The sequence below is a fragment of the Maricaulis sp. CAU 1757 genome (assembly GCF_054482675.1).
In genome coordinates, this window is sequence record NZ_JBTLRI010000001.1 from 529,787 (window position 1) to 547,013 (window position 17,227).

The 17,227-nt window shown below is 64.0% G+C and carries 18 protein-coding genes and 1 tRNA gene; 10 read left to right on the forward strand and 9 right to left on the reverse strand.

What is annotated here, in order from left to right; all coding sequences use genetic code 11:
* Positions 1-38 precede the first annotated feature (38 nt).
* The 6 genes from ACXYMR_RS02475 (at position 39) to ACXYMR_RS02500 (ending at position 5,641) form a co-directional block, all read left to right on the forward strand.
* Positions 39-2,639 (forward strand): helicase-related protein, encoded by a 2,601-nt coding sequence (locus ACXYMR_RS02475; RefSeq protein WP_458941168.1) that lies wholly within the window; start codon positions 39-41, stop codon positions 2,637-2,639.
* 4 nt (positions 2,640-2,643) lie between these two features.
* Positions 2,644-2,943 carry an RNA-binding S4 domain-containing protein gene (locus ACXYMR_RS02480; RefSeq protein WP_458941169.1) on the forward strand — a complete coding sequence of 100 codons (300 nt, stop codon included), beginning with the start codon at positions 2,644-2,646 and terminating at the stop codon, positions 2,941-2,943.
* 14 nt (positions 2,944-2,957) lie between these two features.
* Complete coding sequence (locus ACXYMR_RS02485; RefSeq protein ID WP_458941170.1) at positions 2,958-3,410, forward strand: tellurite resistance TerB family protein; 453 nt, start codon at positions 2,958-2,960, stop codon at positions 3,408-3,410.
* 63 nt (positions 3,411-3,473) lie between these two features.
* Entirely contained in the window at positions 3,474-3,815 is a 342-nt protein-coding gene (fdxA, locus tag ACXYMR_RS02490) for a ferredoxin FdxA (protein WP_458941171.1), read from the forward strand.
* A gap of 220 nt (positions 3,816-4,035) precedes the next feature.
* Entirely contained in the window at positions 4,036-4,554 is a 519-nt protein-coding gene (locus ACXYMR_RS02495; RefSeq protein WP_458941172.1) for a CarD family transcriptional regulator, read from the forward strand.
* A gap of 160 nt (positions 4,555-4,714) precedes the next feature.
* Positions 4,715-5,641, forward strand: coding sequence for an RNA polymerase factor sigma-32 (locus ACXYMR_RS02500; RefSeq protein ID WP_458941173.1), 927 nt, complete (start codon positions 4,715-4,717; stop codon positions 5,639-5,641).
* A gap of 39 nt (positions 5,642-5,680) precedes the next feature.
* Here the strand turns inward: ACXYMR_RS02500 and ACXYMR_RS02505 are convergent, their stop codons facing one another.
* Positions 5,681-6,538, reverse strand: a complete 858-nt coding sequence (locus ACXYMR_RS02505) for a thermonuclease family protein (RefSeq protein WP_458941174.1) — start codon at positions 6,536-6,538, stop codon at positions 5,681-5,683.
* A 282-nt stretch (positions 6,539-6,820) separates the two neighbouring features.
* Here ACXYMR_RS02505 and ACXYMR_RS02510 point away from each other — a divergent pair, with 282 nt between their 5' ends.
* The 4 genes from ACXYMR_RS02510 (at position 6,821) to ACXYMR_RS02525 (ending at position 9,028) form a co-directional block, all read left to right on the forward strand.
* On the forward strand, positions 6,821-7,378 hold the full coding sequence (locus ACXYMR_RS02510) for a methyl-accepting chemotaxis protein (RefSeq protein WP_458941175.1): 558 nt from the start codon (positions 6,821-6,823) through the stop codon (positions 7,376-7,378).
* Positions 7,379-7,481: 103 nt separating this feature from the next.
* Positions 7,482-8,138, forward strand: a complete 657-nt coding sequence (locus ACXYMR_RS02515) for a DsbA family protein (protein ID WP_458941176.1) — start codon at positions 7,482-7,484, stop codon at positions 8,136-8,138.
* A gap of 11 nt (positions 8,139-8,149) precedes the next feature.
* Positions 8,150-8,226 (forward strand) — tRNA-Arg (locus tag ACXYMR_RS02520).
* 76 nt (positions 8,227-8,302) lie between these two features.
* Positions 8,303-9,028: an outer membrane protein OmpK gene (locus ACXYMR_RS02525; RefSeq protein ID WP_458941177.1), complete on the forward strand. Its 726-nt coding sequence runs from the start codon at positions 8,303-8,305 to the stop codon at positions 9,026-9,028.
* A gap of 15 nt (positions 9,029-9,043) precedes the next feature.
* Here the strand turns inward: ACXYMR_RS02525 and ACXYMR_RS02530 are convergent, their stop codons facing one another.
* From ACXYMR_RS02530 to ACXYMR_RS02565, 8 genes are all read right to left on the reverse strand, one after another.
* Positions 9,044-10,087 carry an NAD(P)-dependent alcohol dehydrogenase gene (locus tag ACXYMR_RS02530; RefSeq protein ID WP_458941178.1) on the reverse strand — a complete coding sequence of 348 codons (1,044 nt, stop codon included), beginning with the start codon at positions 10,085-10,087 and terminating at the stop codon, positions 9,044-9,046.
* Positions 10,088-10,148: 61 nt separating this feature from the next.
* A complete protein-coding gene (pgeF, locus tag ACXYMR_RS02535; protein WP_458941179.1) occupies positions 10,149-10,937 on the reverse strand; it encodes a peptidoglycan editing factor PgeF in 789 nt (262 codons plus the stop codon).
* Complete coding sequence (locus ACXYMR_RS02540) at positions 10,930-12,309, reverse strand: protein adenylyltransferase SelO family protein (protein ID WP_458941180.1); 1,380 nt, start codon at positions 12,307-12,309, stop codon at positions 10,930-10,932. The genes pgeF and ACXYMR_RS02540 overlap by 8 nt, the downstream gene beginning before the upstream one ends.
* Before the next feature lie 117 nt (positions 12,310-12,426).
* Positions 12,427-13,347: an alpha/beta hydrolase gene (locus tag ACXYMR_RS02545; RefSeq protein ID WP_458941181.1), complete on the reverse strand. Its 921-nt coding sequence runs from the start codon at positions 13,345-13,347 to the stop codon at positions 12,427-12,429.
* Positions 13,348-13,403: 56 nt separating this feature from the next.
* Complete coding sequence (locus ACXYMR_RS02550; protein WP_458941182.1) at positions 13,404-13,628, reverse strand: hypothetical protein; 225 nt, start codon at positions 13,626-13,628, stop codon at positions 13,404-13,406.
* Positions 13,629-13,796: 168 nt separating this feature from the next.
* Complete coding sequence (locus ACXYMR_RS02555) at positions 13,797-14,372, reverse strand: DUF924 family protein (protein ID WP_458941183.1); 576 nt, start codon at positions 14,370-14,372, stop codon at positions 13,797-13,799.
* Positions 14,369-16,162, reverse strand: a complete 1,794-nt coding sequence (locus ACXYMR_RS02560; RefSeq protein WP_458941184.1) for a long-chain-acyl-CoA synthetase — start codon at positions 16,160-16,162, stop codon at positions 14,369-14,371. Before ACXYMR_RS02560 ends, ACXYMR_RS02555 begins: the two co-directional genes overlap by 4 nt.
* Before the next feature lie 138 nt (positions 16,163-16,300).
* Complete coding sequence (locus tag ACXYMR_RS02565) at positions 16,301-17,170, reverse strand: YkgB family protein (protein WP_458941185.1); 870 nt, start codon at positions 17,168-17,170, stop codon at positions 16,301-16,303.
* Positions 17,171-17,227: the final 57 nt, after the last annotated feature.

Sequence of the window (17,227 nt, forward strand, 5' to 3'; positions counted from 1 at the left end):
CGGTTAAGTCCGGTTCGCAGCTGACAGGGAATTGCCGCATGGTTGCGCGCAACATCGCACCGGGCGTCATCACGGCGGCGCTCGGGCCCACCAATACTGGCAAGACCCACCTCGCGGTTGAGCGCATGCTGTCGCGCTCGTCAGGCATGGTCGGTCTGCCACTGCGCCTTCTGGCACGCGAAGTTTATGATCGAGTGGTCAAGGCGCGTGGCCCCGGCGCGGCCGCCCTGATCACCGGGGAAGAAAAGATCGTGCCCTCCACTGCACGGTATTTCATCTGCACGGTCGAGGCGATGCCGGTCGAAAAGCGGGTAGCCTTCGTCGCCGTCGACGAGGTCCAGCTGGCGGCCGACCGGGAACGCGGACATGTCTTCACCGACCGCCTCCTGCGGGCGCGCGGTACGGAAGAGACCATGCTGCTCGGCGCCGCCAGCATGACGCAGATGATCCGCCACCTGGTGCCCGAAGCCGACCTCGTGCAGCGCGAACGGTTCTCCCGCCTGACCCACACCGGCCCCGCCAAGATCACCCGCCTGCCGCGCCGTTCGGCCGTGGTCGCCTTCTCCGCCGAGGCCGTTTACGCGATCGCCGAACTTTTGCGCAGGCGGCGGGGTGGAGCCGCAGTGGTGATGGGCGGGCTGTCCCCGCGCACCCGCAACGCCCAGGTCGAGCTTTATCAGTCCGGTGAGGTTGATTTCCTGGTCGCCACCGACGCCATCGGCATGGGTCTGAACATGGATATCGACCATGTCGCCTTCGCCGAAAGCCGAAAGTTCGATGGCCGCCGCCGGCGTCGCCTGACGAATGCCGAGCTGGCCCAGATTGCAGGCCGGGCCGGGCGCTTTCGCAGCGACGGAAGCTTTGGCGAGACGGCCGACTGCCACCCGTTTGGCGCGGATGTGGTCAGTGCCATCGAAGACCACCGTTTTGCCCCTGTGACGCGGCTGAAGTGGCGCAACCCGGCCCTCGACGAAACCAGCCTGCCCGCGCTGCTCGACTCGCTTGGCCGGCCATCGCCCGACCAGGCTCTCGAACGCTCTGAGGAGGCGATAGACGAGCGCACGCTGGGACTGCTGGCCAGCGATCCCGACATCCTGGACCGGACCCGTCATGCGGGCGGTGTCCGTCGCCTGTGGGACGCCTGTCGGCTGCCCGACTTCCGGCGCGCCACGCTGGATGCGCATGCCCGGCTGGTGAAGTCCTTCTTCATGCACCTTACCCAGGAGAATGGTCGTCTGCCTGACAGCTGGGTTGAGGGGCATCTGTCTCGTCTTGACCGCACCCAGGGCGAAGTCGATGCGCTCGCGACCCGGCTCGCTCATGTGCGGACGTGGGCCTATGCGGCGCACCGGGCCAACTGGATGGAAGATCCGGCCCTGTGGCGCGAACGGACACGCGCCGTTGAGGATCGCTTGTCCGACGCCTTGCACGAACGGCTCATGCAGCGCTTCGTCGACCGGCGCACCAGTGCGCTGATGAAAGGCCTGCGCGACGAACGTGATCTTCTGGCCGGAGTATCGCGGGACGGGGAAGTCACCATTGAGGGGCATTTCGTCGGACGGCTTGACGGATTGTCCTTCCGGCCCGATGCAGAAGGGCGCGAAATTGCCGCGCGTACACTCAAATCCGTGGCGCTCAAGGCGCTGCGACCGGAAATCAATCGCCGCTTGGGGGCCTTGGCCAGGACAAACATGGACGAACTCAGTTTTACAGATGATGGCCATATTCGCTGGAAAGACGATCTGGTTGCCCAACTCACCACTGGCCCGACGCCGTTCCAGCCCGGGGTCAGGCTGACCGGCGGCGATCTCGGCGCCGAGGCCGCCAAGGGCCAAGCGCGGGCCGCCCTGGAGGCCCGCGTGCGCGAGCACATCGCCAAGCAGCTCGCACCCATTTTTCGCCTGCGTGAAGCGGGCCAGTCTGACAGCATTCCCGGACCGGCGCGCGGCCTCGCCTGGCGCCTGCACGAAGCCGGCGGCGCGCTGCCCCGCTTCTCCATCTCCGACGAGGTTCGCACGCTTGGCCAGCCCGAGCGGCGCGCCCTGCGCCAGGTTGGCGTGCGCATCGGCGAACACATGGTCTATGTGCCCGAAATGGTGAAGCCCGCCCCGGCCCGCCTCAATGCTCTGCTGCAATCGATCCACCGCGGCGAACCGGACATTTCCTGGCTGCCGGCGCCCGGTCTGACGTCGATAGCCAATGACCGCTCGCACTCGCGCTCCGACTATGCCGCCATCGGCTTCCTGCCGTGCGGGCCGCGGGCGGTACGCTTCGATATGCTGGAGCGCCTCGCCGATACGGTTCGTGAAGCGCGCCAGGCCGACAAGGAGGCGGGCTTCCCGCTAACCGCCGACATGACCGCCTTGCTCGGCTGTTCGGTTGAGGACATCCGCGGCACACTGACTGCACTGGGCTATCGGCGCATCCAGAAGGGTCCGGATCCGGAGAAGGCCGAAGGTGAACGCTGGGATCGGCGCAAGGGCGGTGGTCAGAAGCGAGTCCGGCCGCAAGCGCGGCAGGGCAAGCCCGAACCTGCACCCGTGCCCTCCGACAGTCCGTTTGCCGCTCTGGCAACCCTTGAACTGTCTGCCCAGGCAGAGCCGAAACGGCGGCCGGCTCGCAAACGCAAGAAGTCGTAACACAATGGATACTGACGCCTTGCGGCTCGACATCTGGCTCTGGCGCTGTCGCTTCTACAAGACCCGGACACTGGCCAGCGCCGCTGTCAACCAGGGCCGCACGCGCCTGACCCGGGACGGAGCGACACGGCGTATCAGCAAAGCCTCCGCACTGGTGCGCCGTGGCGACGCGTTGACGCTAGTAGTCAACCGCACGATTGTGCGGCTGCAAGTCCTCGACCTGCCTGTGCGCCGGGGACCGGCAAGCGAGGCCCAGGTCTGCTATGATCGCATGATCGAAGTTTCTGCGCAGGACGCTGAATAAGAGCCGTAGCCACCATGTTCGAAAATTTGAAAAACCTGTTCGGTGCGACCGCGTCCGCGGAAGCCCGCCCGGAACTTAACCCGCGTGTCGCGGCGGCGGCCCTGCTGGTTGAAGCAGCCCTTGTCGACGGCATTTACGCCGACAGCGAACAGGCCCAGATCACCGCGATCCTGCAAGCGGCGTTCGAGCTGGATTCGGGTGAAGCCGCCAAATTGCTCGACCAGGCCGAGGAACTTGCGGAAGCCGCGATCGATCACCACCGCTTCACCAAGGTCATCAAGGCCTGCCTGTCGGGCCAGGAACGTGTCGCTCTGCTCGAGCAGTTATGGCTGGTCAGCCTCGCCGATGGCGAACGCTCCCCCTTTGAGGAAGCCTTCATCCGGCGGATCTCCCCCCTCCTGGCCCTGACGGATCGTGACCGGGTGTTTGCCCGCTCGCGTGCAGAGGCACGGTTGCGCAGCCGTTGACAAAGCGGGCCGTGCGGCCCATGTCCCGCCAAAATCCTGTCCCCGATCCCAAGTCCGGTAGCCATGACCTATATCGTCACCGACGCCTGTGTGCGCTGCAAATACACTGACTGCGTCGAAGTCTGCCCTGTCGACTGCTTCTATGAGGGCGAGAACTTCCTCGTCATCCACCCGGACGAGTGCATCGATTGCGGCGTTTGCGAGCCGGAATGTCCGGTCGAGGCGATCAAGCCGGACACCGAGGACGAAGCCAACGGCAAGTGGCTGGAGGTCAATTCCAAGTTCGCGGAGGTCTGGCCCAACATCACGGTCCGCAAGGACCCGCCGCCGGATGCCGACGCGATGGCGGAAGAGAGCGGCAAGTTCGAGAAATACTTCTCCGAGAAGCCGGGCAGCGGCGATTAGCGGCAAGCCGTTAACCAAACGCTACCGTTTGGAAATTCTCCGAAATTGTGGTATGGTCGTCACACAGATGGGCAGTGCGGCTTGCGCTGCCCGCTTTTCTGCACGGTGGATTGCACGCAGTCATTATCGATCTCAGAGCCGGGTGGGTGCCGGAATACTTTGAGAGCGAACTGCGGCTTATTGTGCCTCCGTGAAGGGAAAGCCAAGAGAGAGAGCCTCCATGACGAAAAAAACCGCCAACGACAACAAGTCTTTCACTGAAGGTGACTTCATCGTCTATCCCGCTCACGGCGTCGGGCAGGTCACCGGTGTCGAGAAGGACACCGTCGCGGGCTTCGACATCGAAGTATACGTGGTGACGTTCGAACAGGACAAAATGACGTTGCGTGTTCCAACCGCCAAGGCCGACGCCTCCGGCATGCGCCCTCTTTCCAGCGACCGTATCGTCAAGGATGCGATGAAAACGCTGAAAGGCAAGGCCAAGGTCAAGCGGACCATGTGGTCGCGCCGGGCCCAGGAATACGAAGCCAAGATCAATTCCGGTGACCTGATCCAGATCGCGGAAGTCGTCCGCGACCTGTATCGCGCCGACGACCAGCCGGAACAGTCCTATTCGGAGCGTCAGCTCTATGAATCGGCCCTGGACCGGATGGTCCGCGAACTCGCGGCCGTCGAGAACATCGAGCACGACGAAGCCCGCGAAATGCTGTCGGCCTCACTCACCAAGAAGGCGGCCTAGTTCAACCGGCCGATCAGGACTTTCAGGCGCCCGGCTTCAGCCGGGCGTTTTTTTGTTGTGCGTCAAAGCCAGCGAAGCCGCACGGCATGTACACTTTGCGCAGCACCGGGTGATCCGGCCCCTTTCAGCAGACGTAGACCGGGCGACAAGGAGGTTGCCCATGCGTTCTTCTGCCCCGGCCAAATCGAGCCAGACCACCCCCCCGGTTACATCCCAGGCTGCCGTCGACGGTGATCGGCGTTTCGTCCGAAACGCCATGTCCCGCGCCCTGCTGGACCGCGAAGAGGAGGCTGAACTCGCCCGCCTGTGGCGAGACGAGCGCGACGAACCGGCGCTGCATCGCCTGACCGAAGCCCACATGCGGCTGGTGGTTGCCACCGCGACCCGTTTCAAGCGCTACGGACTGCCGGTCGCCGACCTGATCCAGGAAGGACATATCGGCCTGATGAAGGCGGCCGAGAAGTTCGAACCCGAGCGCGGCTTCCGCTTCTCGACCTATGCGAGCTGGTGGATCCGCTCGTGCATTCAGGATTTCGTCCTGCGCAACTGGTCAATCGTGCGCACCGGTACCACTTCGGCCCAGAAGACACTGTTTTTCAATCTTCGCCGACTGCGGGCACAGATCGGTGATCTCGACAATTCTGGGCTGACGCCGGAGCGCCGCGATCACATCGCGGAAGAGTTGCGGGTCAAGCGCCAGGACGTCGACTTCATGGCTGACCGGTTGAGCCGGTCCGACCGTTCACTGAATGCTCCGGTCGGCGATGACGAGCAGTCCTCCATGCAGGACTTCCTGGTCGACGAGGCCCCCGCCCCGGAAGAGGAAGTCATGGCCCGCACCGACGGCGAGCGCCGTTCGCTCTGGCTCGGACAGGCCATCGCAACGCTCAGTGAGCGCGAGCAGCTGGTGATACGCGAGCGCCGCCTCGGCGAGGACACCGTCACACTGGAAACGCTGGGACGCACACTTGGTGTATCCAAGGAACGGGTCCGTCAGATCGAGGCGGCGGCCCTCGGCAAGCTGAAACGCCAGCTTACCGAGATCGTCGGGGACCCGGCAGAAGCCGGCCTGCTGCCCTCGGGCTGACACCGGCTCGCGGACCGTGTTTGACGCGATGTGGACTGGTCAGGCGGGGTCTTCGTCCAGCACTTCGATGCGCTCGGGGTGGTCGATGCGGATCATCGGTCCGTTTTGCATCTCCAACCAACCCCGCACCCGGACTCGACGGGTTTCCAGCGCCGCCGGCGTAAGACCGGCGGCGTCGAACGCGTCTTCGTGCTCGGGCGCCACGGAAATCGTGAAGTCGGTGCGGTAGTCGGTACCGAAGTTCAGGTACATCTGGCCGGAGCGCAGCCTGGTGGCGCTGATCACCCGGCCCTCTACCAATTGTACCGAGCCTACATCCTGCGCCAGTCCATCCGGATGAGTGTCCCGGACCCGGTAGCGCGCATCACCCCACAATCCGGCCAGCCTCTTCCGCGCCTCAGCCTCAAGGCCCAGCAGGTCGACCACTGCCAACCGGTTGTCGGCATGGCTGAGCACGCGCGCCGCACCGGAAGACACCAGCTCGGCCTGTAACCAGCGAGCCGTTGGCTCGTCCCCCAGGAACACCTGCGCCAGGGCCCGGTCATAGCGATCCCGGCGTGGACCGTCGTAGGCGAGCCGGAGCGTTGTGCTTTCCGACAGGTATTCACTCAAGGCGATTTGCGCTCGCTCCCGGTCAGGGGCGTCCAAGGCCGCAAGTCGCACTTCGAGACCGAGAGAGTTCGCATCCACGGGACTGCTTCCCGAACCCCCTCGGCTGGCGGCAGACAGGTCCGCCATATCATTTTCGCCGGATGGTTCGGTCTCGAGGAGCACAAAACTCAAGGGCCCTGTCACCTGCCCCGGCTGACCGGTTTCTCCGGCCTCGAATGGCTGCGCCGGGGCCGAACAAGCCATGCAGGCGCCACAAACGAGGGCGAACAGGACCTGAATGCGCATAGCGGTCTCCTTGCGCCCCATGATGAACACTGCAGCCCGCCCGGACGAGAAAATGACCTCGACGGTCTGTCGCCCCATACCGCTTCCAGTCGACCCATTGCCCCGACCCTGACCCCACACAGCGATCTAACCTTGAGGAGCCAAGGCAATCTATACCACTTCCACGTGAGTGATAAAATATGTGATCTCGCAAAAAATGCACCGTGTCCCGCCGTGTTTACCTTTCCGTTTACCATCTCCCCCTAAAGCTGGCTGAAACATGTAATCAGGGAAGCGCCCACCATGAACGCCCATGCCTTTTCCGACGACGCGATGGCTCCTTATTCCGAGGACGGCCACGAAACTGACTCCCACGCCATCGCCCAGGCGGTCGGGGAAACGGCCATGCGGGCCTCCCAAGGAGCCGAAGCTGCCCAGGTGGCGCGCGATGCCATGAACCAGGTCGAGGAATCGAGCCAGGTACTGGAGCGCCGGGTCGAGGCCCTCACTGACGCCTCCCAGCGCATCAATGCCATTCTCTCGACCATCGAGGCGATCGCATCCCAGACCAACCTTCTCGCCCTGAACGCCACCATCGAGGCGGCGCGCGCCGGCGATGCCGGCCGCGGCTTCGCCGTCGTTGCCGGCGAGGTCAAGGCGCTGGCCGGCCAGACCGCCAAGGCAACCGAAGACATTGCGGCGCGGATCTCCGCCCTCGATGCCGAAGTGAAGGAAATCCTCGACGGCGTACGCGGATCCGGCCAGTCGGTGGCCCGCGGCAAGGAAGCCGTCGACCAGATGACCCAGGCGACCCAGGAAGTGGCCCAGCACCTCAATACGCTGAGCGAACGCGTCCGCTGATCAAACGCCAGGCATTACAACGAAAAGGGCGCCCCAGTTCATCCGGCCGCCCTTTTCTTGTGCTCCCCTTCCCATCGCACTGCGAGAGTGGCTTACTGGCCGGATGACGAAACAGCTCGACCTGTTCTGGTCCTTTCGCAGCCCGTACAGCTATCTGGCCCTGCCGCGACTGATCGGCCTGGAAAGAGACTGGTGCCTCGACATCCGGGTCCGACCGGTGCGCCCGCTGGCCCTGCGCCAACCGGACTTCTTTGAGCGCGAACACCCCGGCTGGATGAATTATCTCCTGATCGACGTCATGCGGCTGGCGGACTATCTGGACATGAAGATCGCGCTGCCCAATCCGGATCCGGTGGTCATGGAAGAGGGCCGACCGCGCGCTGCCGCCGAGCAACCCCACATCCACCGCCTCACCCGCATTGGCGTCATCGCCGAGGAGACCGGACACGGCCTGGCTGCCCTGATGGCGCTCTCAAGCCACATCTGGTCTGGCCAGCGCTGGACCGATGAAGGCGTTCTGGACGCCGCTCTGACAGAAGCCGGTCTTGATGCCGACGCCGTCATCGACACAGCGGAAACGCAGACCGATCGTCTCGATGCCATCATCGCTGGCAATGAAGCCGCACTGGAAGCCGCCGGTCACTGGGGCGTTCCGACCCTCGTCCATGAAGGCGAGCCCTTCTTCGGTCAGGACCGCATCGACATCCTGCTGTGGCGCCTGCAACATAACGGCCTTCAGCCCCGCCCCGAAACCCGCTAAGACGCCCTCATGGCCCCGTAGCTCAGTCGGATAGAGCAACGGATTCCTAATCCGTAGGTCACAGGTTCGAATCCTGTCGGGGTCACCAGGTCTGCGGTCGGGTTTTCAATTATGACCCCGCACCCAGTCGGCGAACCGCTAGGATTGTCGCTGGAGGACCATTCATGCTGCACCGTCTCGCCATCCTTGGCCTTGCTCTGGGCCTTGCGGCCCCAGTCGCAGCCGATAGCCCGCTCGAATGGCACAGCGAAAACGTCCAGGTGCTTCGCGGCTCGGGCTATCGGCTGGGCCCGACGGACCGCTCGATAATCACGCTGGAGCATGCCAGCCGCTGGTCCGTTGGCGACCTCTTCATCTTCACAGACATCGCATTCGACAATAACGGCGACGCGGCACTCTACGGCGAGATCACACCCCGGCTCAGCCTCGGCCGCCTGACCGGCCGCGACTGGAGCACCGGACCGGTGCGCGATGTCCTGCTGGCCGCCAATTACGAGCGCGGCGAGGCAGGTCTGCAGCGCTATCTAGCCGGTCTCGCCGTCGATCTGGACATTCCCGGATTCCGGTTCGTCCGCCTTCATGGTTTCTACCGTGACGACCCGCGCCGTTCCGGCAGCACGGTACAGGCCACCCTGGTCTGGAACGCGCCGTTCGAGATCGGTGGCCAGCGCTTTCTCGCCGAAGGCTTCAGCGACCTTGCTGGCGCCGAGGGACATGGCGTCGCCAACCAGCTCGTCGTGCCGCGCCTGCTGTGGGACATTGGCGCCCTCGCCGATCGCCCCGGCCGCCTCTATGCGGGTCTCGAACACCAGTACTGGCACAACAAGTTCGGGGTCGACGGCGTCACGGAGAACGTGACCCAGCTGCAGCTCAAATGGGTGCTGAACTGAATGTTCTGACCGAGGTCAGGACAAAGAGCTCATATCGATCACGAAGCGGTATTTCACATCACCCTTGAGCATACGCTCATAGGCTTCGTTGATCTCATCCATGGCGATCATTTCAATGTCGCAGGCGATGTCATGCTCGGCGCAGAAATCGAGCATCTCCTGCGTCTCGGCGATCCCGCCGATCAGCGAACCGGCGAGCGCCCGGCGGCGCCCGATCAGGCGCCCGATCGAGGGCGAGGGGTGCGGCTCGTCGGGTGCACCAACAAGACACATCGTTCCGTCCAGCTTGAGGCAGTCGAGATACGGGTCGAGCTTGTGCGAGGCGGCCACCGTGTTGAGGATGAAGTCCAGAGTACCGGCGATCGCTTTCATGGCCTCGCGGTCCTTGGAGATCACGACGTTCGACGCGCCCAGCCGCTTGGCATCCTCGGCCTTGCCCGGCGATGTCGTGAACAGGGTCACCTCCGCGCCCATCGCTGCCGCCAGCTTGACCGCCATGTGTCCCAGCCCGCCCAGTCCGACGACGCCGACCCTGTCACCCTTGCCGACATTCCAGTTGCGCAGCGGCGAGTAGGTCGTAATGCCGGCGCACAGCAGTGGCGCGGCAGCGGCCGGGTCGAGCTTCTCCGGTACACGAAGTACAAAGGCCTCGCGCACCGTGATGCGCTGTGAGTAGCCGCCGAATGTGTGCCCATCGGCGAGCGTGCCGTTATAAGTGCCCGTGAAGCCGGGCAAGCAGTACTGCTCCAGCCCGTCCTCGCAATTGCGACAGGACCCGCAGCTGTCGACCATACAGCCGACTCCAACGGTATCACCTTTGGAAAACCGGCTTACATCAGCGCCTGTAGCCGTCACGCGGCCAATGATCTCGTGGCCGGGAACGCACGGATAGAGCGTGTTCTTCCAGTCATTCCTGGCCTGGTGGAGGTCGGAATGACAGACCCCGCAATGGCTGATCTCGATCTGCACCTCGTCGGCGGCCGGCGCCCGACGCTCAATGGTCAGTGGGCCGAGGTCGGCATCGGCGGACGGGGCTGCATAGGCGAGGGTTTCGGTCATGACTGGAATCTCCGGGAACGGCGATGGGGTGTGGCCAGCAGATCAAGCCTGCCTACCCGCGTCAATCACGAACCAAGCCGATAATCCCCGCCTGCCCACCAAATACGCCGGTCTCACCGTCATGGTGCGATCGGCGGGCCGAGAAGAAGCGCGTCCGGTCGGCATAGGTGCACAGGGGTGACTGCTGAACGTGAGTTTCCGGCAATCCCGCGATGATGAGCTGGCGCCGGCACGCCTCGCCAACATCAAGATGCGCGCCGCCTTCCGGGTCACGCGGCGACAGGATGCCCCCCGACTGTTGGAACACGGCCTCGAACTCGGCGACGACTTCCGGTCCGACACGATAGTTCTGCGGCGAGATCGACGGACCGATCGCCGCCAGCAAGTCCGTAGGACGCGAGCCATAGGCCTCGCCCAGAGCCGCCACCGTCGCCTCGACGATGTTCTGAACCGTGCCGCGCCACCCGGAGTGGATGGCCGCCACAGCCCGCTGGACCGGGTCGAAGATCAGGATCGGCGTGCAATCTGCGGTCTGGCAGACGAGGCCCAGTCCGGGCTGGTTGGTGATCAACGCATCGGCCTCTCCGGCGGGTTGCTCACCCTTGGGCGGTCCGTCGACACGCAGCACGCTGCGCCCGTGAACCTGTGTGGCAAACACCAGCTGCTCCAGTCCCAGCGCCTGGCGCACCCGCTCGCGATTGTCCGCCACCCGGCCCGCCTCGTCACCGCGAGACCGTGTCAGGTTGAGGGAAGCATACGGCCCTTCGCTGGTGCCGCCCTGGCGGGTCGTGAAACCGTGCACCAGACCCGTTTCCCCGCCCAGATGGGCTGCCTGTTCCATCTCAATCATGTTGCAGAAACCCCGCTCGCCCTTCGCCCAACCTGTAAGCCGCAGCCGCCTCCCGGATCTCGCCGAGGAGACCATTGAAGGCAGACCAGTCATCCCTGTCGGCAATCGCGTCCCAGGTCGACTCGACCACTTCAATGGTCATTGCAACCGGATTCCGACGCTCAAAGTACACATTATCGAGCCGCTCCGCCCTGGCCGGTTGGTGCCGCGACAACAGGCCGTGCCAGGCATCGAAGGCCTCGCCCCGATAAATCACCGCGCGGTCCCCGCTCATGGCTCGCGACTCTGATGCCGCCCCTCCGAACCAGTCGAAGAACACCGCTTCCCATGGCATCTGGCTTGCCTGCATGAAGGCCAGGAAGGCGCGCAGCAGGGCCTCATCTTCCGCCATTCCTCGCGAGGCCACACCAAATCTGTCCAGAAATGCGGCCAGCACCGCTTCTCGATAGACCGCCGGAAAGCGCCCCAGCGCTGCTTCGAGCGCCAAGCGGTCGCCGATCAGCGCCAGCGCTCCGGCGAGCTGTTGCAGGGCCCAGTAAACCGCTTCGGGCTGGCGACCATAGGCGTACAGGCCCGTCTGGTCGAAATAGGCTGCCGTGAAGCCCGGTTCGTAGTGTGGCAGGAAGCGCCACGGCCCGTAATCAAAGCTTTCGCCCGTCACATTGAGATTGTCGGTATTGAGCACACCGTGCACGAAGCCCGCCGCCATCCAGCGGGCCACCAGGCGGGCACTGACCTCAACGACACGGTCCAGCAAGGCCGCAGCGCGATCCTCCGAATCGGCCAAGTCGGGGTGATAGACAGAAACCACATGGTCGGTGAGCGTGCGCACCCCCTCCTCGGAGCCCAGCGCTGCCTGGCGCTGGAAGGTGCCGAAGCGCACGTGTGAATGTCCCAACCGGGTCAGTACAGCCGAGCGGGTTGGGGATGGCTCGTCATTGCGAGCCAATTGCTCGCCGGTCTCGAAAACACAGAAAGCCTTGGAGGTGTAGACCCCGAGGGCTTCCAGCATTTCCGCCGCCAGCACTTCCCGCACCGCGCCCTTCAGCGTCAGCCGGCCATCGCCGCCACGCGACCAAGGCGTCTGGCCCGATCCCTTGGTGGCCAGATCAAGCAGTCGATCCTGGTCATCGCGAAGCTGGGCAAACAGGAAGCCGCGGCCATCCCCGAGTTCGGGATTGTAGGACCGGAACTGGTGCCCGTGATAGCGCATGGCCCGTGGCCCGGCTTGATTGTCCGCCAAAGGCTCAAAGCGGTGGAAATGCGCTTGCCGCGCCCCCGCATCCAGATTGTCCAGACCAACACGAGCAGCCCAGGCCACATTCCAGTAGCGCTTCTTGCGCTTTGGGGAAGGCCGCCGGCTCCACGGCATCGGAAAACACGTCCCCAAGCGCCGCGAAGCGCGGGTCGGGCCGGTAGCGAAACTCGGTACGGGAGGGATCGGTCATCCGATCAAGCTGGTCATTCGGGCGTGCAAAAGCAAACCCGATCAGCGGCGCAGCCCGTCAGCCAGCACGGCTGCCGCCTCGTGCACCAGCGCACGCGCCCCCGGAACCACCTGGGTCAGGTTGAAATATCCGTGCGGCATGCCTTTACCGAGCGTGTAGCCGCAGTCCAGCCCGCCGGCTCGCAGTCGATCGCGATACGCCGCCCCCTCATCGAACAGCGGGTCCAGCTCGGCCGCGAATATGTGCGCGGGCGGCAAGCCCGCGAGATCGTCCTGGAACAGTGGAGACACACGGGGATCACGCACATCCCCGCCGGGCATATAGGCCCGCACGATCTGGTCCAACGCCAGCGTCGACAGCAGATGTCCTTCAACCGCCTTGGGTTTGGACTTGCGCCGTTCCGCCAATTGCAGGAGGGGGTAAATCAGCAGCTGGAAGCGTATCCGGGCGCGGCGCTCCTGAGCCACCACTGCGGCCAATCCGCCCCCGGCGGAATCCCCGGCGACGGCCAGCATGTCCGGGTTCGCACCAGCAACCCCGGCGCCATCTCCGGCGATCCAGTCGAGAGCGGTCAGGGCATCCTCGACCGCGGCCGGGAACACATGTTCGGGTGCCAGGCGATAGTCCAGCGCGACGATGCGCACATTGGACATCGCCGCCAGACGGCGGCACAACGGGTCGTGCGTGTCGAGATCGCCGATCACATAACCGCCACCGTGCAGGTATAACGCGCAGGGTGACGGCCCCTCATTCCCCGCAGGCACGTACAGCCGCGCAGGTCGTTCGCCATCGGGCCCTGGAACAGTCAATTCGCGCACCGCTCCGACTGGTTCAGGCTTGCCGTCGATCAGCGGTGTCGCCTTGCGCAGGGCCTGACGCAGACGCGCCGCCGCACGCTCCGGTTCGAACGCATCGTCAAGCTTGAGTTTGGACAGGGCGCTGGGCCAGGCAGCATAGGACATGCCATCGACCTAGCACGGTCGTGGCAACCGCGGAATGCCGCGCTCTATGCGCCCGTTCAGTGAAGGGTGATCGCGCCCTCGCGCGCCAGCCGCCCGGCCAGAGCATCTTCCATCACCGAGCGCAGCGCGCGCCAGGCTTCGGCGCCTTCCGGCTGGCCGTTGGTGTTGCAGTCCGTCATCGCCTCGTCGGCATATCCGATGGCCTCGGCCCCATGCAGATCGACCATGGTCCAGGCGATCTGGCGGATATCTTCAACGGTGATGTGTACGTGGACCGACATGCGGACACTCCTGGATTAGAACTAGCCATCACAGGAGCAAGCGCGGGGCCATCATGCCGGCCCAAATAAGATTAATGAAATCAGCAAATTAAAACACAGGCTCGGCGCAGGCCACGGGACAGGCCTTCCGCACGGCGGAAATTGCCGAGTCAAACTGTCCGGGGCGCGCTATCCGGGCCGGTAGCCTTTGCCGGCCAGCCACGCTTCTTCATCCGCCGTATTGCTCCGCCCCAGCGCCTCGTTTCGGTATGGAAAACGGCCAAAACGTTCGATGAGCTCGCGGTGGGCGATGGCATGCGGGTTGACCGGGTCATCCACATTCTCCCGCCGTGTCCGATACAGCTCGACGCTCAGCTCCTGGTCGGCGAGGTCTTCGGAGTGCATGAAAGGTAGGTAGATGAAGCTGCGCCGCCCGGGCTCGATGGCCCAGTCCCAGCCGCGGCTCACCATGTGGCGCGCAATCTCACGTGCCAGCCCGTCAAAGGCGAAGGCCTTGTTCGACCCGCGCCAGACATGACGGGGGAACTGGTCGAACAGGATGATCAGCGCCAACGCGCTGTCGGCGGCTTCCATCCAGGGATGCCGGCCATCCCAGTAGCGCCGCGCCTCCTCGCGGATTGGCCGGGCGAACTTGCGCCGCACCCGCGCATCAAGTGCCGCCGTCGCCTTCGGCCAATCCTGTCCACGCACATCCTCAAACCAGAAATGCAGGATTTGCTCGGGCGTGGGGTGGCTGGCCGTCATACCCTCAGTTTTCCCGAGACGATATCCTGATACAAGTCCGAGGTCATGGGCACATATCGCCCCTCGCCGGGGTGATCGAACAGGATAGGGTCGTCCACCGCCGCCGGATCAAAGCCCTGCTTGACCAGATCCACCTTGCGGAACTTGAACGTTCCCGTCGTATCGGTCTGCTCCTGGAGGCGCAGGAAAAGCGGACGGGCGTAGGCTGGCAGGGCTTCATGCACATGACTGTGCAATGCTTGCAGATCCAGCGTGGCGGGATCGGTCACAAGCGCGGCCATACCCGCCCGCCCGGAATGGCCCTTGACCTCGACGCCATAGACATTGGCCTGTTCGATACCGTCCAGATTGAACGCCGCCGCCACCTCGCCGGTAGCCACATTTTCCGATTTCCAGCGGAACGTGTCGCCGACCCGGTCGACGAAATAATAGTAGCCATCCCTGTCACGCGTCATCAGGTCACCAGTGCGAAACCAGGCGTCTCCCTCCTCATAGACGTCACGCAGGATCTTCTTCTCGGTATCTGCCTTGCTCCCATATCCGTCGAACCGGAACCGGGCATCCTCAGGGTCGATACGGCCGATCGCCTCGCCGACTTCCCCCGGCCCGCACGGGATGCAATGTCCGTCCGGGCCGCGCACCGGCTTCTCGGTCGCCAGGTCGAACTTCACCAGGTCAATATTGAAACGGCTTTTCAGGTAGAACGGCACGCGGCCGATGGCTCCAGGTTGGTTGGTCGTATTGACCAGGCCAACATTGCCTTCAGTGGACCCGTAGAATTCGATGATGTCAGGGATCTCGAACCGCTCATTGAACTCGAGCCACACATCCTTGCGCATGCCATTGCCGATGGCACAGCGGATGGAGTGCTGTTTCTCCTCCGACACCGGCGGCGAATTGATCAGAAAACGGCACAGCTCGCCGACATACATGAATTGCGTCGCGGCAAAGCGCACGGCATCGGGCCAGAAGGACGAGGCGGAAAACCTGGGGCGAATGACCAGCGCCCCGCCGAATGACAGCGCGCAGCCGACACCGCACAACCCGCCGGTGGCGTGATAAAGCGGCAGAACCATCATCATGCGATCCGTCTCGCGGCTTTTCGACACGGTGGCGAAGACATTGAGATAGTAGAGCGCGCGAATGTGGGTCATCAGCGCCGCCTTGGGCAGGCCGGTCGTGCCGGAGGTGAACATCTTCAGCACCGGATCTTCCGGCTTCACGTCCGCCCGGGCGGCGGGATCCACGCGCTCGCCGCTCTGCCCGGCCAATGCCGAGGTCAGGTCAGCTGCGCCTGGCGTCTCGCCATCGACCACCCAGGCTGTCACTTCGCCGATACCGCACGCGCGGGCAGATTGGAAAGCCTCGCCCAGATCTCCCTCGACAATGGCGTGCCGGGTTTCGCCGATGGTCAGGCAGTGGGCCAGGGATGCCCCGGTGAGCTGGGTGTTGATCAGGGACGTCACCACGCCGACCTTGGACAGGCCAAACCAGATGGCGATGTATTCCCAGCGATTGCTCATGAACAGAGCAACCGTGTCACCCGCACCGAGGTTTTGAGCCATTGCCCAGCGCGCCACGCGATTGGCGTAGGCATCGAAGCGCGCATAGGTAATCACGTCATCATCAAGAATGGCCATGGGCCGGTCCGGCCAAGCATCAACGGTTTTCTCGATGTGGTCGGGCACCCTCACGCCGGACCCCGGCCCCGTCTTGCGAAGTTGGCCAAGGACCCGGAGCATACCGGACAGATAGCTGAACTCTCGTCCGATCGTACCGAACACTCCCATGCGGTCATTCTCCCAAGCCAGGCAGGCACGATAGGTAGCCAACCGGTACGGTCAAGCTGCAGACACCTTCGGCACAACAAGTGTGAACCGCATTTCAGAACGTTACGGTGAAATTCCGCGTCAACCCGCTAACGCGACTTAGCGCATGCGGTGTACGCCCTCACGCCCGGTCTCCGCCATTAATGCCAGCGCGACAGCGAACAAGATGAGGTCCTTGAGCAGGAAATGCCCGGTCGGAGACAGCGCCGGAAAACCTCCCAGCCCGGCCTCCCAAGCGCCCGGGAAGCTGAGCAGGAAGCTCAACGTCACCAGGAATGTGACCAGACAGAGCCATAGTCCGATCCGGTAGAGCCGCCGATTGAACCAGAAGCCAGCCAGCGCTGCCACGGTGAGCAATTCCACGACGCCAATGGCATTGGAAATCTGTTGCACCGGCAGCAGGCCGACAATCCAGGAGAATAACAGGCTGGTGCGCAGCAGGGGCTCGATTCCCGCCGCCTCGACAGCGGTGAATTTCATCGCGCCGATCCAGCCGAGCACGAGCACAAGGCCGAACCACATGATGGGCTGGCTCCACAGGCGCATCTCCGAATGCCGGTGCGTGAACATGCGTCCGGTCCCGAAACTGCCGCCCCACAGGGCCAGACCGAGTATCGAGACGTATTTCAGGATTCCCTGACCAGAACCGATGGCCGGGAACCCGCCGGCGGCTTCCGACCAAACCGGGTTGGTGAACAGCACGGTGAGCGCTAGCGCCGCGTACAACCCGATCATCGCATAGCCGATACGGTGAAAGCTCGAACCCGCAATCGGCACGGCCAGAACCGCAGCGGCCACAAGCTGGTAGATACCGATAGCGGTGGCAGCCGAACTGGCCTGGTTGGCGAGTTGCGACAAGAGGGCGTGACCGGCCAGCCAGCCCTCGACTGTGGCTACCCCGACTGCGGTGAAATTCATGGCGCCGAACCAGGCGAACAGGATGATCAGCGCCAGACGGGCCGCTAGCAACGCAAAACTCGGTGACCACACAGTCTGATCCTCTCGGCATCCTGTCTCGGGCGAGGC